Consider the following 23,068-nt stretch of genomic DNA (forward strand, 5'->3'; position numbering starts at 1 on the left):
GATTCGACTCACTGGGGGATGGGCGACCCGTCACGGCGCAGCACGCCATGCACCGGGCCAAACAGCACGGACAACAGGTAGCCGGCACCGGCCACCACGACAATCGCCGGGCCACTGGGCAGCGACAGGTAATAGGACAGCAAAAGGCCCAGCCACACCGACACCGAGCCGATCAGCGCCGCGCACAACAGCAGCACCGGCAGGCGCCGGCTCCAGAAGCGCGCGGCGGTGGCTGGCAGCATCATCAGGCCGACCATCATCAACGCGCCGATGGCCTGGAAGCCGACCACCAGGTTGAGCACCACCAGCCCCAGGAACAGGCCATGGGCCAGCGGGCCGAAGCGGCTGACGCTGCGCAGGAACAGCGGGTCGAGGCTATCGAGCACCAGCGCCTTGTAGATCAGCGCCAGCACCGCCAGGCTGCCGATGGCCACCCAGACCATGGCGTCGAGGGTGGTCTTGTCCACCGCCAGCGCCGAGCCGAACAGCAGGCCCAGCAGGTCCAGGCGCTTGCCCGCCAGGCCCAGGATCAGCACCCCGGAGGCCAGGGAAATGGGGTAGATAGCCGCCAGGCTGGCGTCCTCGCGCAGGCCGGTGTTGCGGCTGATCCACGCCGCCAGCCCCGCCACGGCCAGGCCGGCAGTCAGCCCGCCCAGGGTCAGGGCCGGCAGCGACAGGCCGGCGATCCAGAAGCCGGTGGCGGCGCCGGGCAGGATACCGTGGGCGATGGCATCGCCGATCAGGCTCATGCGCCGCAGCACCAGGAACACCCCCAGGGGCGCGGCGCTGGCGGCCAGTAGCAGGCCGCCGAACAAGGCACGGCGCATGAAGGCGAATTCAACGAAGGGTTGCCACAGGTGCGCCAGCATCAGGCCACCTTGCGCAGGCTGGCGCCGGCGATCAGCTGTTCACTCTGGTCCAGCCGGCAGCCCTGGGGCGAGATCAGCAGGCATTGGTCGATGCGCTCGCGCACCGCCGCCAGGTCGTGGCACACCAGCACCAGGGTGCGGCCCTGGTGGTGCCATTGCAGCATCTGCTGCCACAGCAGGGTCTGGCTGGCCTCGTCCAGGCTGGCGTCGGGTTCGTCCAGCAGCAGCAACGGCGCCTCGGTGAGGCTCAGGCGCGCCAGCAGCGCGCGCTGCAGTTCGCCGCCCGACAGCGCCTGCAGGTGGCGGTTTTCCAGGCCACCCAGGCGCCAGTCGTCCATGGCCCGGCCCAGGCGCACGCGGCGCTCGGCACGGCTCAGGCGGCTGCCCCAGAAGCCGGCGCTGACCAGCTCGCCCAGGCTGATGGGGAACTGCCGGTCGATGGCCTGCTGCTGCACCAAGTAGCCGATGCCGCCGGTGCGCGCGTCAACCTTGAGGCTGCCCGCCAGCGGCCGCTGCAGCCCGGCGATGCACTTGAGCAGGCTGCTCTTGCCGCAGCCGTTGCCGCCGATGACCGCGGTCAGGCTGCCGGCCGGCAGGTGCAGGTCCAGGGGCGGGGTCAGCGGGCGCGCGGCCGGGCCCCATTGCAGGTGTTGGCAGGTGATCAAGGGCGGCCCCCGGAACGAAGCGGGCAATAGAAGAAGGGCAATGGCATGGGTCTGGGCAGTGTCAGCGGGCAATGTTGGTTATGATATAACATCTTTTGCCACCACAGATGAAAAATCTGTCATCCCCCCGACGGTTCGTATTGCCCTGCTTTTCCCGTTATCCTGAGCGTCGTTCGCGCGCTGCGCCACGCTTTTGCTTTTCGCCTGCCCATTACAAGGAACCCATAATGTCCAAGATCATCCTGGTACTCAACGGCCCCAACCTGAACATGCTCGGCCTGCGCGAGCCGACCGTGTACGGCCACGAGACCCTGGCCGACGTCGAAGCCATGGCCACCCGCCGCGGCGAGGAGCACGGTTTTACCGTGGAGTGCAAACAGACCAACCACGAAGGCGTGTTGATCGACTGGATTCACCAGGCCCGCGGTCGCGTGGCCGGTATCGTCATCAACCCCGGCGCCTGGACCCACACCTCGGTGGCCATCCACGACGCACTGATCGCCAGCGAAGTGCCGGTGCTGGAAGTGCACATCTCCAACGTGCACAAGCGCGAAGCCTTCCGCCACCACTCCTATGTCTCGCTGGTAGCCCTGGGCGTGATCGCCGGCTTCGGCACCCAGGGCTACACCCTGGCCATCGACCGCTTCGCCACCCTTCTCAAATAAGCCGCCACATATCGTGCCTGTAGCAGCGGCCCCAGGCCGCGTCCCCGGCGCCGCGTGCTTTCAGGCACACCGTTGGCGGGGCCGGACGCTGCCTTCGGCAGTTGCTACGGGGGCGCGAGCCGCCAAAATCCGGTCTATGCTTGCTGGACGCCGCTTCCCGAATGCCGTCAGGGTCGGCAAGCCATTGGAATATTTACCAAAACAGGGAGTACGCGATGACCGCAGCGGCGTTTGGCACCCTCAATTTGAGCCTCGGTGCGCTGGATGACCAAGTGATCGGCGAGGTGCGCAACCGCATCGGCCACATCACCCTCAACCGCCCCACCGAGCTGAACGCGCTGAACCTGGACATGGTGCGCACCGTGCAGGGCTACCTCGACGCCTACGCCAGCGACCCGCATATCCACGCAGTCATGCTGCGCGGCACCGGCCGTGGCTTCTGCGCCGGCGGCGATGTGCGCTGGCTGTACGACACCTACCTGGACGGCACCCAGCGCCACGAGACGTTCTTCACCGAGGAGTACGCCCTCGACCAGTGCCTGCATAACTACCGCAAGCCGGTGCTGGCACTGATGGACGGCTATACCCTGGGCGGTGGCATGGGCCTGGCCCAGGGCGCTGACCTGCGCATCGTCACCGAGCGCAGCCGCATCGGCATGCCCGAGGTGGCCATCGGTTATTTCCCCGACGTGGGCGGCAGCTACTTCCTGCCGCGCATTCCTGGCGAGCTGGGTATCTACCTGGGGGTCACCGGCGCGCAGATCCAGGCCGCCGACGCCTTGTACTGCGGCCTGGCCGACTGGTACGTGGACAGCGGCAAGCTGGCCACCCTGGATGAGCGCCTGGATAAGATCAGCTGGTCCGACTACCCGCTGAAAGACCTGCAAAGCGCCTTGGCCAAGCTGGGCGTGCAGACCTTGCCCAACGCGCCGCTGGACCGCCTGCGCCCGGCCATCGACCACTTTTTCGCGCTGCCCGACATCGCCAGCATGATCGAGCAGCTGCATCAGGTTACCGTCGCCGACAGCCATCAGTGGGCTGACGCCACCGCGCAGCTGATGAAGCAGCGCTCGCCACTGGCCATGTCGGTCACCCTGGAAATGCTGCGCCGGGGCCGCCACCTGAGCCTGGAAGCCTGCTTCGCCATGGAAATGCACCTGGACCGCCAGTGGTTCGCCCATGGCGACCTGCTGGAGGGGGTGCGGGCGCTGCTGGTAGACAAGGACAAGCAACCGCGCTGGCGGCCAGCCACCCTGGAGTTGCTGGACCGCAAGCAGGTGCAGCAGTTTTTCGAAGGGGTGTGAGGCCCGCTTCAACCATCGACCCGGTTGCCCTCAAGCCATTCCTGGGTCACGCGCAGCAGCTCGGCTTCATCCTGCAACCGCTGTTGCTCCCTGAACCAGTCATAGATCTGCAGTTCCACGCCGTCGCTCAGGGTGATGCGCAAATGCTGCGGCACCCCCTCGGCGTTGCGCCAGGGGATGGGCGCCTGCAGCAACGGCGAGGTAAATTCGCCCAGCACCGCCACGGCTTCCTCCAGGTCGGCGCCCGACAGGTCGAAACTGTCGACGATGGTAGCAGCATCGAAGGCTGGGTCCTGCAGGTTGGCCGCCTCGCTGGTCGCATCGAGAAAGGCCGTCAACACGTTGTCCCAGCGCTGCTGCACTGCCGTGAACGGCGCGGGCCGCACATGCCGCCAGTAGCGGTTCCAGAACGGTTGCTGCACCAACCAGTCGCCGAAGGCGGCCGGGGTGTCCTGCACCCGCACCGCAGTTGCCACGCGTGCAATCATGGCCTCGGTGGCGTGGGCGGCGTACAGGCGCGGGGGCTGGGGTAGCAACCGCAGTTCGGTGACCAGGGCATGGCGCAGGTAGAGGCGCATCTCGACCTCGTCAGGGGTGTAGTCCAGCAGGTCCTCATCGCTGATGTCGTCCAGCGGCTCGAGCGGCGCTTCCGGGCCTATGCCCCATAACCAGGTGCGCCGCCGCTCGCGCGCCGCCTCGATCAGCCGGGCCAGGTCGTCCACCAGGCGCTGGCGGAACAGCCGCCAGCCCAGGTGCGCCAGCGGATCGATCATCGCCTCGCCCCCTTCGATGGCCGACGACGCCGCCTGCCAGGCCTGCAACGTGGTTTCCAGTTCGTCCACCAGGGTGCTGATGCCGTCGCCGCAGGTGTCGATCACCAGGTCGGCCTGGGCGAGCAATTGCGTGCGCAAATCCTCCAGGCCCAGGCCATCGCCGGGCAGGGCATCGGCGGCAGGCACCACCGCGTCCACCAGGGCCCACATGCGCCGGCGCACGCCGTTCGGGTCCAGGGTGTAGCCATGGGTATTGGGCACCTGGTCCAGCACCCGATAGAAATTCTGCGCTTCGGGCAGCAGGCGGTCGGCCTCGCTGCGGGCGACCAGGTCTGCGGCTGCCCCTTCCAGCCAGCCGCGGCTCAGGGCCGGCCGTGGCGCAGGGGCCAGCTCGGGGCCGACAATCCCGATGCGCGCAGCGCGCAGGGTAGCCAGGCTTTCGGTCGACCATGGGTTGCCGTTGAAATTGACCATGATATTGTCGCCCAGGCCTGCCAGCACATCGACTGGCAGCGGCCCCACGTCGACCATCTGGTTGTCGCCCAGGTTAATGTCCCGCAGCTCCATGGGGTTGCGTTCAAGCAACGTGTCCAAACCGGGCGGCATGTCCAGCAGGCCGCTGTTCCACAAGCCAAGGGTACGAAGCTGGTGGAAGCTGCCAACGTCCGGCGGGACGATCAGGTAGTTGTCGCTCAGGTCCAGCCAGCGCAGGTTTACCAGCCTGGCCAGCGCTGCCTGCCGTGTGGCGTTGAGGTCAACCCAGGTGCGGCGCAGGCGCAGGTCGACAAGGGTATCGAGCTCGCCGAGCACCTCGAATGCCGCGTCATCCAGCGTAATGGCGTTGCTCGACAGGTCGAGCCAGCGCAGTTCCCTGGCACGCCGCAACGGGGCCAGCGCCGTGGCGCTCAAGGCACGGGGCTGCGGCACGCCCTCTTCAACCGTGGTGCGAAAGGCAAAGTCCAGCTCCAGGCGGGCGATGGCACTCTCGCGCCCTTCAGGGAACAGGCCTTCGAACACATCGTCAGGCATTTCCAGCACATTGCCGTCCAGCCGCACCACCCGCAGCCGCTGCAGGCTGCCCAAGGCCGCGGGGATTTGCGTCAGGCGGTTGTCGCTGAGGGCCACATCGGTGACGTTGGGAAACTGGCGCAGGAAGGCCGAAGGGTCCTCCTCCAAGGCCAGGCGAGCCATACCCAGGCTACGGGCGTACGGGAACTGGGCAGTGAGCACTGGCAGCTCACCCCCGCCCCGCCAGCCACTGAGCCTGAGATGACGATTTTCCCAGCGCCAGACGCCCAGCAACTCCTGGCGAAAGTGGATGCGCACGGCGCCCTGGTCCGGGCTGGTATTGGCCAGCACCCATTCGTCCAGGCTGCGTTCAAGCACCCGCAGCTCCTGCTCCAGGCCGGTGAGGGCCACCTCGAAATCGACATGGCGTGAGCGGATCCAGGCGAACAACTCTTCCTGATTATTTTCGCCGACCCAGGGAAACAGGCGCCGCACGCGCATACGCTGCCACCAACCCGCCTGGCCACGGCCGCTAAGCACATAGCCGATGTGCTGGCCTTGGCGCGTCGGCGCCTGGAACCATGGCCGCACCCGCCGCTGGCCCAACAGCAAGGCGGCGCGCTCGCGACGGGTGGCCGCCTGGCGCAACAGCTGCAGGCGCAGACGCTTGGCGGACGAGATATCCATGGCCTGGCGCACCGCCGGCGGCAAGGCCTGGGCGATGACCTCGAAGAGGTCCTGGGCCGGCGACAGCGGCTGCGCCTGCGTATCGAACGCCTGGTACACGCCTTCGCGCCTTACCACGCGGATGACCTGGCTGGCGGCTTCCGGCCCCGCCGCGGCCAAGGGTGACAACGTTTCACTCACCAGTTCGAAGCGGATATCGGCTGGCCAGCCAGCCAGGGTGTCGAGGAAGCCGAACACCAGCACATCGCGGTCCGGCGACGGCCGACGGCCATCCACCAGGCCTTCCATGGCGCGATTCAAGCGCAGCTCGCGCAGCTCCAGGCGTGCCTGCTCACCCAGGCGGGTGGGCACCTTGCCGGCAGAACTCAGCTGCTGGAACTCGACTTCAGTGGCTTGAACGGCAATCTCGTTGGCAACGCGCACCGGCAGGCCGGGAAAATCCCGCCGCAACGGTTCGGCAGCGGGCAGCAACCGTGGTTGCTGGCGCGCGACAATGCCCGCCACGATCTCCACACGGGCACGCTCGGCCTGCAACGCCAGTGCATCGGCGAGGGCGGCAGCCTGGGCGTGGATTGTGGTGCCGAGGACCTGGGGCAATAGCTCGGCGCGTTGCCCCGGCGTCAACTGGCGCAGTACCTGCGGGGCCACCTCACCGGCCAACCAGTCTTCACGGCGCAGGACCACCCGCCCACCGCCCTCACCCGGCAGCCGGTAATCCAGCACGCGCCCATCCTCCAGGGCAATGCTCAAGCCCAGGCTGCGAGGCCACGGCTGCAGCCGGGCAAGCAGCGGCATCACATAGTCACTGCCCTCGCCCAGCGGCCGCTGGCCGGCCAGTTGCTCCACCAGCACGTCCACCTGGCGCTCGCCGCGCAGCCGCGTCAAGGTGTCTTCCAGCAGCGCTGGCATGGGCGCACGGTTGACGTGCAGCGCGCGCAGCTCGCGGTCGGCCACACCGCAGGCACGGCGCATGCGGAACAACTCTTTGTCGGTGAACCCGTCGGTCAGCGGCCCGAAACGGCGCATCAGCGTCGCCCCTTCCCACTGCAACGGATCCTCCAGCACATGCTGCCAACCACCGCCGCCGTTGTGCCGCAGCACCGGGCGGTAGCGCCCGGCCAGCCTGGGGTGTTCCAGCAGCCACTGCTGACTGCGCGGGTCCCAGGCCTGCTGGTACAGCTGGTCATCCAGGGTAATGTAGTGGCCACCGTTGATCTCGTACTGGCCCTGGGCGTTGGGCTGCAAGCCCGCCGGCAGTGCCACGTCGCTGGCGTAGGGCGCAAGGTCAGGGTGTATCAGGCTGGTGCCACCGCTGACGTCAGCCACCGGCACCAGGGTTTCCAGGAACGGCGAGCGCGCGATGGCCGCGCCGCCTGCCACCCCGGCGGCGACCATGGCCAGGTTCTGCGCCACGCTGGCGAAATGGGCCATGGCCTCCTCGGTCTGACCATGCTGCCAGTCATCCACGCCCACGCAGACATCCCTGACCAACTGTTCGGCGCCCACCACCGCCATCAGTCCACCCACGCCGGGCACCACGAAGGCCGCCAGGTTCAGCAGATTGGTGCCCAGGCTTTCCCACCAGGCCACGCGCGCCCGGCGCGCCTGCGCATCATGCTGGGCGGTAGGCACAATCAGCTCCTGGGCATTGCGCTGCACCAGGTCGACGTACATCTTGAACATTAATCGGGCCAGGCTGAGCTTCTGGCCAACACGCACCAGGCCGATATCCGCTTGCGGGTCCGGCGTGCCCGGGCGCGGGAACTGCCCCGGCAGGAGCACCGGCGCAGGTGTCAGCGTGTTGTTCAGGCGCTCGAAAAAGCCAGCCGCCTGCCGGTGGTCGAGGAAACGCTCGAAATAGCGCTGGTAGCTGCGATCACGCAGCTTCTCGCGCAGGGCCTGCTCAAAGGCGCTGCGATTGGGGTATTCCTTGAGCGGCTCGTCAGGGTCGCCTGGCAAATACACTACGCACGGCCCCGGCACCTTGTCGACATAACGCCGGCTGATACTCAGGGCGCCCCGCAACTCCACCGGCGGGTGGAAGCGGGTGCGCAGCAGGGCGATCTTTTCCACGTAGGCTTTTTGCCCATCCCACATCGGCATTTGGTTGGCAGACTGCGGCTGGGTAAACTGCCGCAGCATACTCTCGGCGGCCTCGGAGATATGCCCCTTCAGGTACGCCGTCAGCCCTTCCACCTCCAGGCGGTCACGCAGGTGCAACTTAAGCAGGGTGCGATGCTTCTGCGGCGCCAGGTCCTGGCTGGGCGCCTTGTAGCGGCCAACGCCGCAAACGGCCTCGATGTGGGCCTGGTAAAGCTTGCCCAGGTCCAGGCTGCGACACAGGCGGGCAAAGGCATCGGGCGTAAGGTCGACCACCTTCGATTGCGGGTAGGTGTAACGCAAGGTGCCTTTGTCGGTGATCTCGAAGGTGAACACGCCCACGGGCAGGATCACCGAGCCACGCTCGAAACCGCCAGACTGCGCGTCGCCAGGGGCGAAATTCTGCATCGCCGCCTCCAACAGCGTCTGGTGTTGGGGCCGCAGGCGGCTGTACAGCGCGTCCACGTCGCGCGTCATGCGCACTAGCTCATGCTCGATGGCGTGTAGCTTCAGCGCCGGGTATTGGCGGTCCAGCTCGGCCTGCAACAAGGGCGCGCAAAAAGCCGCTGGGGCCTGCAACCGCGCCATCAGCGGCCGCGCGGCGGCGGTCGAGCGAAAGCTCACGCCACTGCTGTCGAAAAAGCGCTGGCGCAACGCCGCTGGAGCGTGCACCAGCCACCCTGGAAGCGCAGCTTCAATCAGTGCGCGGTGGGGGGTGCGTTCGTCGGGGAGTAGATCAAGGGACATGCCGGTAGCTCCATCTGCCGGGCCTGCCGTGGAAGTACGGCAGGCGGGGCAGCAGTGAAGCAGTTCTCCCGGGTGGCAATGGCATAACTAAATAGGGTAGATGCGACCGTAGCAGCGGCCGCAGGCCGCGTCCCAGGCACCGCGCGGGTCGGACGCGGCCCATGGCCGCTGCTACAGGGCTGCGCCGGCCCTTTTTCACGCTGGCCAGCGCAGCCTGGCGGCCGCGGCTACGAAGGAATTCGGCCAGTCGGGGCTCAACGCCCCTTGAACCGCGCCTCGCGCTTGGCGATGAACGCCGCCATGCCCTCTTTCTGGTCTTCGGTGGCAAAGGCGGCATGGAACACCCGGCGCTCGAAGCGCACGCCTTCGCTGAGGCTGACCTCGAAGGCGCGGTTGACGCTTTCCTTGACCATCATGGCCACCGGCAGCGACTTGGCGGCGATCTGCGCGGCGCAGGCCATGGCCTCCTCCAGCAACTGCTCGGCCGGCACGATGCGCGCAACAATGCCGGCGCGCTCGGCCTCGACCGCGTCCATCAGGCGCCCGGTGAGGCACAGTTCCATGGCCTTGGCCTTGCCCACGGCGTGGGTCAGCCGTTGGGTGCCGCCCATGCCCGGCAGCACCCCGAGCTTGATTTCCGGCTGGCCGAAGCGCGCGGTGTCGGCGGCCAGGATGAAGTCGCACATCAGCGCCAGCTCGCAGCCGCCGCCCAGGGCGAAGCCGGCTACCGCGGCGATCATCGGCTTGCGCCGGTTGGCGATGCGGTCGGTCTCGCTGAACAGGTCGTCGAGGTAGATCTGCGGGTAAGTGCGCTCGGCCATTTCCTTGATGTCGGCGCCGGCGGCGAAGGCCTTGGCCGAGCCGGTGATGACGATGCAGCCGATGTCACGGTCCGCGTCCAGCAGGTCCAGGGCCTGGTTCAGCTCACTGATCAACTGGGCGTTGAGGGCGTTCAGCGCCTCGGGCCGGTTGAGGGTGACCAGGCCGACACGGCCACGGGTTTCCAGCAGCAGGGTGTGGTACGCCATCAAGCTATCTCCTTGTTATAAGTTGCGCGCAATGACCATCCGCTGGATGTCGCTGGTGCCTTCGTAAATCTGGCAGATGCGCACGTCGCGGTAGATGCGTTCCAGCGGAAAGTCATTGAGATAACCATACCCACCCAGGGTCTGCAACGCATCCGAGCAGACCTTTTCGGCCATTTCCGAGGCGAAAAGCTTCGCCATCGATGCCTCCACCAGCGCCGGCTGGCCGGCATCGCGCAACGCCGCGGCGTGGTAGACCATCTGCCGGGCAACGCTGATCTGCGTGTGCATGTCGGCCAGGCGGAAAGCCACGGCCTGGTGTTCGAGCAGCGGCTTGCCGAAGCTTTCGCGTTCGCGGGCGTAGTCGCGCGCCACCTCGAACGCGGCGCGGGCCATGCCCACCGCCTGGGCGGCGATGCCGATGCGCCCACCCTCGAGGTTGGCCAGGGCGATCTTGTAGCCCTGCCCTTCGCTGCCCAGCAGGTTCGCCGCCGGCACGCGCAAATCCTCGAACACCAGCTGGCAGGTGTCGGACGCATGCAGGCCAAGCTTTTCCTCCACCCGCACCACTTGGTAGCCGGGGCTGTCGGTGGGCACGAGGAAGGCGCTGATGCCGCGCTTACCCGCCTGCGGGTCGGTGACCGCGAAGACGATGGTCATGCCGGCGTTGCTGCCCGAGGTGATGAACTGCTTGCTGCCGTTGATCACGTAATGGTCGCCGTCGCGCCGCGCGCGGGTGCGCAGGTTGCTGGCATCGGAACCGGCCTGGGCCTCAGTGAGGGCGAACGCGCCGAGCATGGCGCCGCTGGCCAGGGGTTGCAGGTACTGGGCCTTCTGCGCTTCGGTGCCAAAGTTGAGAATGGGCACGCAGCCCACCGAGTTGTGCACGCTCATGATGGTGGAGCAGGCGCCGTCGCCGGCGGCGATTTCCTCCAGGGCCATGGCGTAGGCCAGGTAGCCGGTGTCACAGCCGCCCCACTGCTCGGGCACCAGCATGCCGAAGAAGCCCAGCTCGGCCATCTCGGCCAGGGCTTCACGGGGGAAGCTGTGGTCGCGGTCCCACTGGGCGGCGAACGGCCGCAGGCGCTCCTGGGCGAACTGGCGGGCGGCGTCGCTGATCTGGCGTTGTTCGTCATTGGCTAGCATGGCAATTCCTTAATAGACGCATTCGATGGCCACGGCGGTGGCTTCGCCGCCGCCGATGCAGATGGCGGCAATGCCGCGGTGCAGCTGGCGTTGGCGCAAGGCGTTGAGCAGCGTCACCAGGATGCGCGCGCCCGAGGCGCCGATGGGATGGCCCAGGGCGCAGGCGCCGCCGTGCACGTTGACCTTGGCGTGGGGTAAGTCCAGGGCCTGCATGGTCACCAGGGTGACCACGGCGAAGGCCTCGTTGATCTCGAACAGGTCGACCTCGGCCAGGTCCCAGCCGGTGCGTTTGACCAGCTGTTGAATAGCGCCGATGGGCGCGGTCGGGAACAACCCCGGCGCGTCAGCGAAGGCGGCGTGGCCATGGATAATCGCCAGTGGCTGCAAGCCACGGTGGCGCGCTTCGCTCTCGCGCATCAACACCAGCGCGGCGGCGCCGTCGGAGATGGAGCTGGCGTTGGCGGCAGTCACCGTGCCGCCCTCGCGGAACGCCGGCTTGAGGCTGGGAATCTTGTCCAGGCGCGCCTTGGGCGGCTGCTCGTCGTCGCTGACCAGCCGGGTGTCCTTGCCCACCTGCACACTCAGCGGCACGATCTCGTCCTTGAACTGGCCGTTGGCGATGGCCTGCTGCGCGCGGGTCAGCGAGGCGATGGCGAAGTCGTCCTGCTGCTGGCGGCTGAAGCCGTTGGCCTGGGCGCAGTCTTCGGCGAAGGTGCCCATCAGCCGGCCCGGCTCGTAGGCGTCCTCCAGGCCGTCGAGGAACATGTGGTCCAGCACCCGGCCGTGGCCCATGCGATAGCCGCTGCGGGCCTTGTCCAGCAGGTAGGGAGCGTTGCTCATGCTTTCCATGCCACCGGCCACCACCACGCTGGCGCTGCCGGCCAGCAGCTGGTCGTGGCCGAGGATGACCGCCTGCATGCCCGACCCGCACATCTTGTTCAGCGTGGTGCAGGGCGTCGCCTGGGGCAGCCCGGCGCCCAGCGCGGCCTGGCGTGCCGGGGCCTGGCCAAGGCCTGCGGGCAGCACGCAGCCCATCAGCACCTGGTCGACGGCGTCGGGCGCCAGGCTCGCGCGGCTGACAGCGGCGCGGATGGCCTCGGCGCCCAGCTGCGGCGCGGTCAGGCTGTGCAGGTCGCCTTGCAGGCCGCCCATGGGCGTGCGCACGGCGCTGACGATGACGATGGGGTCGTGGTTCATGGTGCTCTCCTTCATTTCGCGGCCATGCGCAGGGCGCCGTCGAGGCGGATCACCTCGCCGTTGAGCAGGCGGTTTTCGAGGATGTGGCGCACCAGCGCCGCGTATTCGCTCGGCTGGCCCAGCCGTGGCGGGAACGGCACGCCGACGGCCAGGGAGGCGCGCACCTCGTCGCTCATGCCGGCCATCATCGGCGTCTCGAAGATGCCTGGGGCGATGGTCATCACGCGGATGCCGAAGCGCGCCAGCTCGCGGGCGGCCGGCAGGGTCATGCTGACGATGGCGCCCTTGGAGGCGGCATAGGCGGCCTGGCCGACCTGGCCGTCGTAGGCGGCGATGGAGGCGGTGTTGATGATCACCCCGCGCTCGCCGTCCTCGCCCGCCTCGGCCTCGGCCATGGCCGCGGCGGCCAGGCGCATCAGGTTGAAGCTGCCGACCACGTTGATGTCCAGCAGGCGGCTGAAGCTGTCGAGGGCGTGGGGGCCCTGCTTGCCGAGGATTTTTTCGCCGGTGACCACGCCGGCGCAGTTGACCAGGCCGTGCAGGCCGCCGTAATGGCTGAGTGCCAGTTGCACGGCGGCCTCGGCCTGGTCTTCGCGGCGGATGTCGGCCACCGCGCAGCGGCTACGGTCGCCCAGTGCCTGGGCCTGGGCGGCCACGGCGTCGGCGTTGAGGTCGACCAGCACGACGTTGGCGCCGGCCTCGACGAGCATGCGCGCGGTGGCGGCGCCGAGCCCCGAGGCGGCGCCGCTGACCAGGAAAGTCCGTTGGGCAAGTTGCATGGAGCGCGTCCTTATTGTTGTTGGCGTCTCCCTGAAATATGGCCCCGCCCTGCCCGCGCGGCAATGGCCAAAGCGCTCAGCCGGGGTGAGCGGTTTGGCCAGTACCGGCCAGGATCAGGCTGCGGTATTGGCCGGGGCTTGCCCCCGACCATTTGCGGAAGGCCTTGTAGAACGAGCTGGCATCGGCGAAGCCCAGGCGCTCGGCGATGCTCTCGAACGACAGCGGCGCCTCGGCCAGCCAGGCCATGGCCAGCTCGCGGCGCACGCTGTCCTTCAGGCCCTGCCAGGTCTGCCCTTCCTCGGCCAGGCGGCGGCGCAGGGTGGCCGCCGACAGGTGCAGCTGGCGCGCCAGTTCCTCGGCCTCCGGCCAGCTGTGCGGCGGCTGCTCGCGCAGCTGCTGGCGCAGGCGCCGGGCCAGGCTGTCGGGGTCGCGGTACTTGACCAGGATGTTGGCCGGGGCGCGGTTGAGGAAGCGCTGCAGCTCTTGCGGCGTGCGCCGCACCGGCAGGTCCAGGCAGTCGGCGGCGAAGATGATGCGCGTGCGCGGCCGCTCGAAACGCAGGTTGTGCGAGAACATCACCCGGTAGTCGTCGCAATAGGCCGGCGCCGGGCCGCGCAGCTCCACCGCCAGGATGGGAATGCGCCGCCCGGCCAACCAGCAGGCCACGCCGTGGACGATCATCCAGTAGGTGAAATAGGTGAACGCGCGGCGCGGTGGCAGCGCGGCGTCGTCGATGACGATAGCCGCCAGGCCGTGCTCGCGCACCAGCTGCGCGGGCAGGTCCTGGAGCATCAGCGACAGGAAGCCCAGGGCGCTGTCCAGTGCCGCCGCCAGGGCCGGCTGGGCCATGGCGCCGCGGCACAGGAACGCCAGGCTGCCGGAGCGCAGCGGGCGTGGGTCCATGCCGAAAAACTCGTCGTCCCGGCGCAACGCCAGGTGGCGCCACAGCCGCGCGTAGAGCAGCACCGGCACGCGGGCGTCGGCCTGCTGCAGCAGCGCCGGGTCGATGCCGACTTCCGCCAGGAAGGCCACGGGGTCGACGCCGCTTTGCTGCAAGGCTTCACGGACCATTTGCATGGAGATGGTGTCTTTTTGCGCCATGGAACTGCTCGACGGTTTGAACGATCCCATCCTAACAGAGCTTTTCCTGCGCATACGCCGCGCAACGCCCCGACGCAGCCTGGCGGCAGCTGCTACGAAGCCCTGTAGCAGCGGCCGCAAGGCCGCGTCGGAATGCGCCGCATATTCCCGGCCGCAGCCTGGCGGGGTAGAGTCTGCTTATTTTTGTCATGAGGACCACCCATGCTGCGCCTGCCCGCCTTCCTCCTCACCTGCCTGCTCGCCGGCGCCACCCACGCCGCCACCCAGGCGCCGGTCTACGGCCCGGAGCTGCAAGGCTTCGACTACCCCTACCCGCTCAAGCATTTCGAATTCGACTCCCAGGGCAAGTCCCTGCAGATGGGCTACATGGACGTGCCCGCCAAGGGCCATGCCAACGGGCAGACCGTGCTGCTGATGCACGGCAAGAACTTCTGCGCCGCCACCTGGGGCACCTCGATCAAGGCGCTGACCGAGGCCGGCTACCGGGTGGTGGCCGCCGACCAGATCGGCTTCTGCACCTCCAGCAAGCCCGACTACTACCAGTACAGCTTCCAGCAACTGGCCAACAACACCCACGCGCTGCTGGCGTCCCTGGGCGTGGACAAGGTCACGGTGCTGGGCCACTCAACCGGCGGCATGCTGGCCACCCGCTACGCCCTGCTCTACCCCGACCAGGTGCAGCGCCTGGCCATGGTCAACCCCATCGGCCTGGAAGACTGGAAAGCCCTGGGCGTGCCCTACCGCACCGTCGACCAGTGGTTCGCACGCGAGGCCAAACTCAACGCCGACGGCATCCGCAACTACGAGCGCAGCACCTACTACGCCGGGCGCTGGAAGCCCGAGTTCGAGCAATGGGTGACCATGCTCGCCGGCCTGAACGAGGGCCCGGGGCACAACCTGGTGGCGTGGAACTCGGCGCTGATCTACGACATGATCTTCACCCAGCCGGTGGTCTACGAGTTCAAGGACCTGAAGATGCCGACCCTGCTGCTGATCGGCGACGCCGACACCACCGCCATCGGCAGCGACATCGCGCCGCCCGAGGTGAAGGCGCGCATCGGCCACTACGCGGTGCTGGGCAAGCAGGTGAGCCAGGTCATCCCCCACGCCACCCTGGTGGAGTTCCATGGCCTGGGCCACGCCCCGCAGATGGAAGAACCCGAGCAGTTCCACAAGGCCCTGTTGGCCTGGCTGTCGAAAAACTGACCTTCAAGGAGCAAACGCCGTGCGCATAGCCGTGATTGATGACTGGCAGGACGTGGCCAGTGACGTGGTGGATTGGGCGCCGTTGCAGGCGCTGGGCCAGGTGGATTTCCTGCCGGACTACCCGGCGGACACCGACACCATGGTGGCGCGCCTGGCGCCCTATGAGGTGATCTGCGTGATGCGCGAGCGCACGCTGTTCGATGCGGCGCTGCTGCGTGGCCTGGGCAACCTCAAGCTGCTGGTGACCGGCGGCATGCGCAACGCCGCCATTGACCTGGCCGCCGCCAAGGCGCTGGGCGTGCAGGTGGTGGGCACCGACAGCTACAAGCACGCCGCGCCCGAGCTGACTTGGGCGCTGATCATGGCCTCGACCCGCAACCTGCTGGCCGAAGCCACCTCGCTGCAGGCCGGCGGCTGGCAGATCGGCCTGGGCGGCGACCTGCACGGCAAGACCCTGGGCATCCTCGGCCTGGGCAGCATCGGCCAGAAGGTGGCGAACTTCGGCAAGGCGTTCGGCATGAACGTCATCGCCTGGAGCCAGAACCTCACCGCCGAGCACGCTGCCAGCGTCGGCGTGCAGTGGGTGAGCAAGCAGGAACTGTTCGTCCAGGCCGACATCCTCAGCGTGCACCTGGTGCTCAGCGACCGCACCCGCGGCCTGGTGGACCGCGAGGCGCTGGGCTGGATGAAGCCACGGGCGCTGCTGGTGAACACCGCGCGCGGGCCCATCGTCGACGAAGACGCGCTGGTGGAGGCCCTCAAGGCCAACCGCCTGGGCGGCGCCGCGCTGGACGTGTTCAGCGTCGAACCGCTGCCGGCCGGCCACCCGTTCCGCACCCTGCCCAACGTGTTGGCCACCCCCCACGTGGGCTACGTCAGCGCCAACAACTACCGGCTGTTCTACAGCCAGATGATCGAGGACATCCTCGCCTGGCACGCCGGCGCGCCCATCCGCCTACTCGCCTGACCACACCTGGGCCTCGGTCCAGCCCAGCTCGGCGAAGTCGCGGGCGCGCAGGTGCGCCTCGCCCTCGCAGAAGAACTCGTCGAGCTGCGGCGGCTTGATGTCGGTGTCGGCCAGCATGGCGTGGACCTGGCCGCGATGGTGCACCTGGTGCTCGAACAGGTGCGCCAGCAGGCGCACGCGGGTGTCGCGCTGGGTGCGGTCGGGGCGCAGGATGGTTACGTGGCGGCCCAGGCTGTCGTCCTTGAGCAGCCGGCAATAGGCGATCAGCCGGTGGTCGGCCTGGGCCTGCTCGCGGTGCAGGGCCAGGCAGGTGTTGAACGGCTCCTCGGGCTCGAAGAAGCGCTCGCTGTCCAGCTCCGGGGCATCGCCGCCCTGTTCGCATTCCAGCGCCTGCAGGTAGAACCAGTCCACCGTGAGGATGTGGTTGAGGGTGGCCTTGATCGACGGAAAGAAGCTGCTGCGCGGCGCCAGGAATTCATCCTGGCTCAGTTGCAGGCAGGCCTTGTACAGGCGGTGGTTGGCCCAGCCGTTGTTGTAGGCCTGGGCCAGCAGGTAATGGGACAAGGGATCGGCCATCGCGTGCTCCTCCTCAGCTGAAGCGTTGCAACTGCATCTCGCGCAGCCGGCTCAGGGTGCGCCGGAACGGGAATGCCAGGTACCCTTGAGTGTAGAGCGCATCCAGCGCCACCCGCGCCTCGATATACAGCGGCACCTTGCGGTCGTAGCACTCGTCGACCAGCGCGATGAAACGGCGCACGCCGTCGTCGTTGGGCGACAGCTGCGGCAGCTCGCGGTCGCCGGCCACCACCCGCTCCGCGCCGTCCTCGGTGCCGCGGGCGATTTTTGCCGCGCGCTGCTCGGCGCCCAGGGCCGGGACTTCGCCCAGCAGAATGGCGCTGAAACGGTCGCACAGCTGCATGAAATCCATGGCCGCCCACGACTGCTCGCACAGCTGGGCGTAGGTGCACCACAGCACGTGTTCACTCGCGCGCACCACCGGCAGCTGGCGATAGCCCACCGCCAGCGGCTGCGGCGAGGCCGCTTCGTCGCCCCTCAGCGCCTCGAACGTAGTGGCCAGGGCGCCGGGGTCGTTGACCCAATAGCGCTGCAACGCGGTGCCGGGGTGCAGGCGGTGGTCCTGGTCGCCGTCCACCGCCACCACCTGCATGTGCGCCTGGATGGCGCGGATGGCCGGCAGGAAGCGCTCGCGGTTGAAGCCGTCGGCGTAGAGCTGCTCCGGCGGTTGGTTGGAGGTGGCGACCACCGTCACCCCGGCGTCGAACAGCGCGGTCATCAGCCCGCCGAGGATGATGGCATCGGCAATGTCAGTGACGAAAAACTCGTCGAAGCACAGCACGCGAATGTCCTTGGCCAGGCTGCCGGCCAGTACCTTCAACGGGTCGCGCACGCTGTCCAGCTGGAACAGGTGCTGGTGCACCCAGGCCATGAAATGGTGAAAGTGCTGGCGCCGGGCGGGCACGGTCAGGCAGCCGTGGAACAGGTCCATGAGCCAGGTCTTGCCGCGGCCCACCGGGCCCCACAGGTACACGCCGGGGCACGGCTGGCCGGCTTCCACGGCGGTGAAACACGCCTGCAACGCCTGGGCGGCACGGGCCTGGGCGGGGTCGTCGGCGTAGCCGCGGGCGCTGAGGGCTTGCTGGTAGGCGGTGAGTGGCTCAAGCATAAAACGTCCTGTAGATACTTCCGTAGCAGCTGCCAAAGGCTGCGTCCTGGCCCCACGCACTACCTGATGCACTGTGCTGGCCATGACGCAGCCTTCGGCAGCTGCTACGGGTTGGCGGTTATTGCTGCAATCCTACTTTAAGCAGCTGGCCGTCGTCCGCATCGGTGAGCACGTAGAGGAAGCCGTCCGGGCCCTGGCGCACGTCGCGGATGCGCGCCTTCAGGCCGCCCAGCAGGCGCTCCTCGTGGCTGACCTTGTCGCCGTCGAAGGTCAGGCGGATCAGTTCCTGGTCGGCCAGCGCGCCGATGAACAGGTCATGCTGCCAGGCCTTGAAGCGCTCGGCGTCGTAGAACGCCATGCCGCTGATGGCCGGGGATTTTGCCCAGACGTGCAGCGGGTCCTTGGCGCCCTTGAGCGTCTTGCCCTGGGCCTCGGGAATCGGCGCCAGGTTGTAGTTGATACCATGGGTGGCCAGCGGCCAGCCGTAGTTCTGCCCGCGCTCGATGACGTTGATCTCGTCACCACCGCGTGGCCCGTGCTCGTGGGTCCACAGGGTGCCGGTCCAGGGGTTCAGCGCCGCGCCCTGCTGGTTGCGGTGGCCGTAGGACCAGATCTCCGGGCGCGCGCCCTTCTGCCCCACGAAGGGGTTGTCGTCGGGCACGCGGCCGTCGGGGAAGATGCGCACCACCTTGCCCTGCAGCTTGCCCAGGTCCTGGGCGGTGGGCCGCTGGTTGTTCTCGCCCAGGGCGATGAACAGGTAGCCGTCGCGGTCGAACACCAGCCGCGAGCCGAAGTGCTCGCCGGTGGACAGCTTGGGCTGCTGGCGGAAGATCACCTGGAAGTTGTCCAGGCGGGTCAGGTCATCGGAGAGCCTGCCGCGGCCCACGGCGGTGCCGGCCTTGCCGTCCGGCCCGGCCTCGGCGAAGGACAAATAGACCAGGCGGTCTTCCTTGAACTGTGGCGACAGTGCCACGTCCAGCAGGCCGCCCTGCCCGTGCGCCCACACGCTGGGGCCGCCGCTGATGGGCGCCGACAGCTTGCCCTCGGGGCTGACCACCCGCAGGGTGCCCGGGCGCTCGGTTACCAGGAAGCCCTTGTGGTCGGGCAGGAAGGCCAGGGCCCAGGGGTGGTGCAGGCCCTCGGCCACCGGGGTAACGCTCAAGGGCCCCTGCTCGCTGGGGTAGGTGGCAGGTGCCGTGGCGGCGTGTACGGCGAAGGGCAGGCTTAGCAAGGCACTCAACAGAATCTGACGAAGCATGGGCTATTCCTTTCAGCGGTTGTCATCGCGCGCGGGGCGCTGGCTGTCGAAGTCGGGCTTGGCGGGGGTGCTGCGCAGGTTGTTGCCATTGCCGATGCCGCCGTTCTGCAGCGTCGGCGGGTTGGGGTTGACCTGCTGGCGCAGGGCTGGCGAGGTGGGCGTGACCGGGCGGGTGCCCTGCATGCTGTTGGGGTTGGCGCGGCGCACGGCGCTGTTGTAGGGGTTGCTGGTGTCGGCCCAGGCGCTGGCGGCCGTGGCGGCCAGCAGCAGGGCGAGGATGGGCGGTAATGCTCGCATGGTGCCTTCTCCCGTTGACGAATCCTGACTATAGGCCCATTGGAACCGCTGCCTGGGTGAGCGTTCGATGAAACCTGCGTCAGAGTCGTAACATTTTGTGGCCAGCATCGGGCTACTGCAGCGAACGCGGGGGCTTGGTGGTGGTCTGACGCAGACAACAACACCTGTCTCGAGAATGTGAACATGCGTCGATTCGTACTGCCCGCCCTGCGCCACTACCTGCTGCTGATGCTGGTGGTAGGCCTGAGCGCCTGCGCCCTGCTGCCGCCCCAGGACCCGATCAACATCAACGTGGTGGGCATCGAGCCGTTGCAGGGCCAGGACCTGGAAGTGCGCTTCGCGGTAAAGATCCGCCTGCAGAACCCCAATGAAGACAGCTACACCTACAACGGCGTGGCCCTGAACCTGGACGTCAACGGCCGCCCGCTGGCGTCGGGGGTCAGCAATGAAAGCGGCACCCTGGCGCGGTTCTCCGAGACCATCGTCACCGTGCCGGTCAGCGTCACCGCCTTCAGCGTGCTGCGCCAGACCCTGGGCCTGAGCCAGACCCAGTCGCTGGACAACCTGCCTTACGAGCTGCACGGCAAGCTGGCCAACGGCGTGTTCGGCACCGTGCGCTTCAGCGACCACGGCACCCTGTCGCTGGCGCCGCTGGCGGGCGACAGCGCGCCGCAGCCGTCGCAGAACCCGTACAAGAACAGCCGTTGGCCTGCCGCCACCCCTTGATTACACTGCGGGGACTGACACGGAGTCCCCGCCATGCCCCCTGAGCTGCACACCGAACGCCTGCTGCTGACGCCGCTGCAACTAAGCGACGCCGCCGACATCCAGCGCCTGTTTCCCCAGTGGGAAGTGGTGCGCTACCTCGACAGCCACGTGCCGTGGCCCTACCCCGCCGATGGCGCCCTGAGCTGGGTGCGTGATTGCGTGCTGCCGGCCGTGGCCGCGGGCAAGCAGTGGGAGTGGGCGATTCGCCTGCGCAGCGCGCCGCAGTCGTTGATCGGCTGCATCGGCCTGATGGATCAAACCGACAACCACCGGGGCTTCTGGCTGGCGCCCGCGTGGCAGGGCCAGGGTTACATGAGCGAGGCCTGCAGCGTGGTGACCCACTACTGGTTCGAGGTGCTGGACCGGCCCGTGCTACGGGTGCCCAAGGCGCTGGCCAACGCCGGCTCGCGACGGGTGTCGCAGCGCGAGGGGATGCGGCTGGTGGGTGAGGCGCAGGGCGAGTTCGTGTGCGGGAGGCTGCAGCGCCAGTTGTGGGAATTGCGCCGCGAGGAGTGGCGCAGAAACCCGTAGGAGCCGACCTTGGTCGCGATGCAGACGCCGCAGAAATTGCGGTGCCTGCATCGCGACCAAGGTCGGCTCCTACCAATCAATAACCGCGGTTATTGATCGCGGTACGGCATATCTTCTTCCGGCCCCAGGTACACCGGCACGCGCCAGCCCACTTCACGCAGGGAATGCTGCACCTGGTTCTCCACGCCCAGCAGGGTGGCGAAGATGGCCATGCGCACGGCGATGCCGTTGTCGGTCTGCTTGAAGATGGCCAGGCGCGAGTCGTGGTTCAGGTCCACGCTCAGGTCGTTGGCGCCCGGGCGCGAGTCGCGCGGCAGCGGGTGCATGATCAGCGTGTGCGGGCCGCAGGTGGCGTTGACCAGGGCCTGGTTGATCTGGAAATCGGCGCTGTAGCCTTCCAGGGTCTCGTCCTGGGCGAAGCGCTCTTTCTGGATGCGCGTGGCGTACACCACGTCGGCGCCCTTCAGCGCGGTGTGCAGGTCGTGGGACTGCTCCACGTGGTGGCCGTGGCTGGCCAGGTATTCCACCAGGTGGGTCGGCAGCATCAGCGACTGCGGCGACACCAGGGTGATGCGCAGGTTGCGGTACAGCGCCAGCAGCTTGCTCAGCGAGTGCACGGTGCGGCCGTACTTGAGGTCGCCGGCGAAGACGATGTGCGCGCCGTCGATCAGCTTGTCCAGGCGCGAGAACTCGCGCTGGATGGTGTACAGGTCCAGCAGCGCCTGGCTGGGGTGCTCGCCAGGGCCGTCACCGGCGTTGATCACCGGCACGTGGGTGGCCTGGGCAAATTCGGCAACCGCGCCCAGGTCGGGGTGGCGCACCACAATGGCATCGGCGTAGCCGGCGATGACGCGGCTGGTGTCGTGGATCGACTCGCCCTTGGCCATGGACGAGAAGGTGAAGCCGGTGGTGTCGCACACCGAGCCGCCCAGGCGCGCGAACGCCGAGCTGAAGCTCAGGCGCGTGCGGGTGCTGGCCTCGAAGAACAGGTTGGCCAACACCGCGCCTTCCAGCACGCGGGTGGTCTTCTGGCGGCGGGCGATGGGTTGCATGATATCGGCCACGCGCAGCAGGTCTTCCACCGAGTCGCGGGTGTAGCCGTCCACGGAAAGCAGGTGATGGCCCATTTCGCTGTTGGCGGCGTGAACGTGTACACCCTGTGTATCCAGCGCCACACCTTTCAGAATCTCCAGCATGAAGCGCTGGGCGATGTCGGGCATCTTGCGCATTTCCGGCGACTCGTCCGGCAGCAACCAGCTGTCCAACGCCCGGCGAGACACGCCAATGCGCTGCGCCAGGGCGTCGCGGGTGAAGTTGAGGCGGCGCATGGCATCGCGCAGGAAGACTTGCTGGGACATGGAGGGCGGACTCGGCTGGATATACACGCTGCGGATTATCCGCGCGCGCCTTGATCAGCGCAAGCGTGACCTGTGGGAGCTGGCTTGCCAGCGAGCTGTTGAGGCCCAAAAGCTCGCTGGCAAGCCAGCTCCCACACAATCAAGGGCGGCTCAACAACGCCAGGCGCACCGCCAGCATGGTCAGCACCGTCGCCAGCCCCAGCGACTGCACCTTGGCCCAACGCCCGTTGGCCGCCAGCCGCCGGTAAATAGCCGCGCCGAATACCGCCAGCAACGAATGAAACACCGTGGCGGTCAGCGCCAGCATCACCCCCAGCTGAATCAGCTGCCAGCCCACCTGGCCGCGCGCAGGCTCGACGAATTGCGGCAGGAACACCATGAAGAACAGCAGCGCCTTGGGGTTGAGCAGGCTGTTCAGCGTGGCGGAGAACAGGATGCGCGCCAGCGGCAGTTGCTCGCCGCGATTCAACGCGCCCAGGCCTCCACCGCGCAGGGTCTTGAACGCCAGCCACAGCAGGTAGAGCGCCCCGGCGTAGCGAATCAGGTCGAACGCCGGCGGCCAGCTGGCCACCAGCGCGGTCACGCCCGTGGCAGTCAGCACTGCCAGGCTGAGGTCGGCGATGGTGATGCCCAGCGCCGCCATCAAGCCGCCGCGCCAACCGCGGGCGATGGCCTGGCTGAGCACGAAGGCCATGTTCGGCCCCGGCGAGAGCAGCAACAGAATTACGGCCAGGAAAAACACTGGCAGCGTATCGAGGGAGATCATGATGTCGCGTCCTTGCCCTGGAAATTGAACTGCCAGCGTACGCGTGACGGGGCATGACGTCCCATAACAGTGAGGGGCAATTTCACCCGAGCAGTCGAGTTTCATTTTCCATGGGTTGACGCCGCCGCTCGGCATGGGGCACCGTAACGCCATGAACAACGCCCTG

Annotated in this window: 20 protein-coding genes; 6 read left to right on the forward strand and 14 right to left on the reverse strand. The window is 67.8% G+C overall.

Annotation, left to right across the window (positions count from 1 at the left end; translation table 11 throughout):
- Positions 1 to 8: 8 nt before the first annotated feature.
- Positions 9 to 869, reverse strand: a complete 861-nt coding sequence (locus ACWKWX_RS08115; RefSeq protein WP_416423587.1) for a metal ABC transporter permease — start codon at positions 867 to 869, stop codon at positions 9 to 11.
- Entirely contained in the window at positions 869 to 1,534 is a 666-nt protein-coding gene (locus ACWKWX_RS08120) for a metal ABC transporter ATP-binding protein (RefSeq protein ID WP_416423586.1), read from the reverse strand. Before ACWKWX_RS08120 ends, ACWKWX_RS08115 begins: the two co-directional genes overlap by 1 nt.
- A gap of 227 nt (positions 1,535 to 1,761) precedes the next feature.
- Between ACWKWX_RS08120 and aroQ the strand changes: the two genes are divergently transcribed.
- Positions 1,762 to 2,199 carry a type II 3-dehydroquinate dehydratase gene (gene aroQ, locus ACWKWX_RS08125; protein ID WP_416423585.1) on the forward strand — a complete coding sequence of 146 codons (438 nt, stop codon included), beginning with the start codon at positions 1,762 to 1,764 and terminating at the stop codon, positions 2,197 to 2,199.
- 215 nt (positions 2,200 to 2,414) lie between these two features.
- Complete coding sequence (locus ACWKWX_RS08130) at positions 2,415 to 3,503, forward strand: enoyl-CoA hydratase/isomerase family protein (RefSeq protein ID WP_473006146.1); 1,089 nt, start codon at positions 2,415 to 2,417, stop codon at positions 3,501 to 3,503.
- An 8-nt stretch (positions 3,504 to 3,511) separates the two neighbouring features.
- On the opposite strand, the gene ACWKWX_RS08135 is transcribed toward ACWKWX_RS08130, so the two are convergent.
- The 6 genes from ACWKWX_RS08135 to ACWKWX_RS08160 all read right to left on the reverse strand — a co-directional run bounded on the left by ACWKWX_RS08135 (position 3,512) and on the right by ACWKWX_RS08160 (position 14,067).
- Positions 3,512 to 8,818: a dermonecrotic toxin domain-containing protein gene (locus ACWKWX_RS08135; RefSeq protein ID WP_483827452.1), complete on the reverse strand. Its 5,307-nt coding sequence runs from the start codon at positions 8,816 to 8,818 to the stop codon at positions 3,512 to 3,514.
- 254 nt (positions 8,819 to 9,072) lie between these two features.
- Complete coding sequence (locus tag ACWKWX_RS08140) at positions 9,073 to 9,846, reverse strand: enoyl-CoA hydratase (RefSeq protein WP_483827453.1); 774 nt, start codon at positions 9,844 to 9,846, stop codon at positions 9,073 to 9,075.
- Between the two features lie 15 nt (positions 9,847 to 9,861).
- Positions 9,862 to 10,989 (reverse strand): acyl-CoA dehydrogenase, encoded by a 1,128-nt coding sequence (locus ACWKWX_RS08145; protein WP_483827454.1) that lies wholly within the window; start codon positions 10,987 to 10,989, stop codon positions 9,862 to 9,864.
- Between the two features lie 9 nt (positions 10,990 to 10,998).
- On the reverse strand, positions 10,999 to 12,186 hold the full coding sequence (locus ACWKWX_RS08150; protein ID WP_483827455.1) for an acetyl-CoA C-acyltransferase: 1,188 nt from the start codon (positions 12,184 to 12,186) through the stop codon (positions 10,999 to 11,001).
- 11 nt (positions 12,187 to 12,197) lie between these two features.
- Positions 12,198 to 12,965 carry an SDR family NAD(P)-dependent oxidoreductase gene (locus ACWKWX_RS08155; RefSeq protein WP_483827456.1) on the reverse strand — a complete coding sequence of 256 codons (768 nt, stop codon included), beginning with the start codon at positions 12,963 to 12,965 and terminating at the stop codon, positions 12,198 to 12,200.
- A 76-nt stretch (positions 12,966 to 13,041) separates the two neighbouring features.
- Entirely contained in the window at positions 13,042 to 14,067 is a 1,026-nt protein-coding gene (locus ACWKWX_RS08160; protein WP_473006141.1) for an AraC family transcriptional regulator, read from the reverse strand.
- A gap of 201 nt (positions 14,068 to 14,268) precedes the next feature.
- Between ACWKWX_RS08160 and ACWKWX_RS08165 the strand changes: the two genes are divergently transcribed.
- A complete protein-coding gene (locus tag ACWKWX_RS08165) occupies positions 14,269 to 15,273 on the forward strand; it encodes an alpha/beta fold hydrolase (RefSeq protein WP_483827457.1) in 1,005 nt (334 codons plus the stop codon).
- Between the two features lie 19 nt (positions 15,274 to 15,292).
- The gene (locus tag ACWKWX_RS08170; RefSeq protein ID WP_483827458.1) at positions 15,293 to 16,240 is read left to right on the forward strand and encodes a D-2-hydroxyacid dehydrogenase family protein; all 948 of its coding nucleotides are present in this window, start codon (positions 15,293 to 15,295) and stop codon (positions 16,238 to 16,240) included.
- Here the strand turns inward: ACWKWX_RS08170 and ACWKWX_RS08175 are convergent.
- The 4 genes from ACWKWX_RS08175 to ACWKWX_RS08190 form a co-directional block, all read right to left on the reverse strand.
- The gene (locus ACWKWX_RS08175; protein WP_483827459.1) at positions 16,229 to 16,816 is read right to left on the reverse strand and encodes a DinB family protein; all 588 of its coding nucleotides are present in this window, start codon (positions 16,814 to 16,816) and stop codon (positions 16,229 to 16,231) included. The genes ACWKWX_RS08170 and ACWKWX_RS08175 overlap by 12 nt on opposite strands.
- A 13-nt stretch (positions 16,817 to 16,829) precedes the next feature.
- Positions 16,830 to 17,924 carry a cell division protein ZapE gene (gene zapE, locus ACWKWX_RS08180; RefSeq protein ID WP_483827460.1) on the reverse strand — a complete coding sequence of 365 codons (1,095 nt, stop codon included), beginning with the start codon at positions 17,922 to 17,924 and terminating at the stop codon, positions 16,830 to 16,832.
- A gap of 118 nt (positions 17,925 to 18,042) precedes the next feature.
- Positions 18,043 to 19,182: a PQQ-dependent sugar dehydrogenase gene (locus ACWKWX_RS08185; RefSeq protein WP_483827461.1), complete on the reverse strand. Its 1,140-nt coding sequence runs from the start codon at positions 19,180 to 19,182 to the stop codon at positions 18,043 to 18,045.
- A gap of 12 nt (positions 19,183 to 19,194) precedes the next feature.
- Positions 19,195 to 19,479, reverse strand: coding sequence for a hypothetical protein (locus ACWKWX_RS08190; RefSeq protein WP_416423570.1), 285 nt, complete (start codon positions 19,477 to 19,479; stop codon positions 19,195 to 19,197).
- Between the two features lie 183 nt (positions 19,480 to 19,662).
- Here ACWKWX_RS08190 and ACWKWX_RS08195 point away from each other — a divergent pair, with 183 nt between their 5' ends.
- Together ACWKWX_RS08195 and ACWKWX_RS08200 are read left to right on the forward strand one after the other, a co-directional pair.
- Positions 19,663 to 20,205, forward strand: a complete 543-nt coding sequence (locus ACWKWX_RS08195) for an LEA/WHy family protein (protein ID WP_475506701.1) — start codon at positions 19,663 to 19,665, stop codon at positions 20,203 to 20,205.
- Between the two features lie 33 nt (positions 20,206 to 20,238).
- Positions 20,239 to 20,778: a GNAT family N-acetyltransferase gene (locus ACWKWX_RS08200; RefSeq protein ID WP_483827462.1), complete on the forward strand. Its 540-nt coding sequence runs from the start codon at positions 20,239 to 20,241 to the stop codon at positions 20,776 to 20,778.
- A gap of 89 nt (positions 20,779 to 20,867) precedes the next feature.
- Here ACWKWX_RS08200 and ACWKWX_RS08205 read toward each other — a convergent pair whose 3' ends face one another.
- The gene (locus ACWKWX_RS08205; RefSeq protein ID WP_416423567.1) at positions 20,868 to 22,136 is read right to left on the reverse strand and encodes an aspartate carbamoyltransferase; all 1,269 of its coding nucleotides are present in this window, start codon (positions 22,134 to 22,136) and stop codon (positions 20,868 to 20,870) included.
- A gap of 139 nt (positions 22,137 to 22,275) precedes the next feature.
- Positions 22,276 to 22,902, reverse strand: a complete 627-nt coding sequence (locus ACWKWX_RS08210; RefSeq protein ID WP_416423566.1) for a LysE family translocator — start codon at positions 22,900 to 22,902, stop codon at positions 22,276 to 22,278.
- Positions 22,903 to 23,068: the final 166 nt, after the last annotated feature.

The organism is Pseudomonas imperatae, assembly GCF_057128625.1.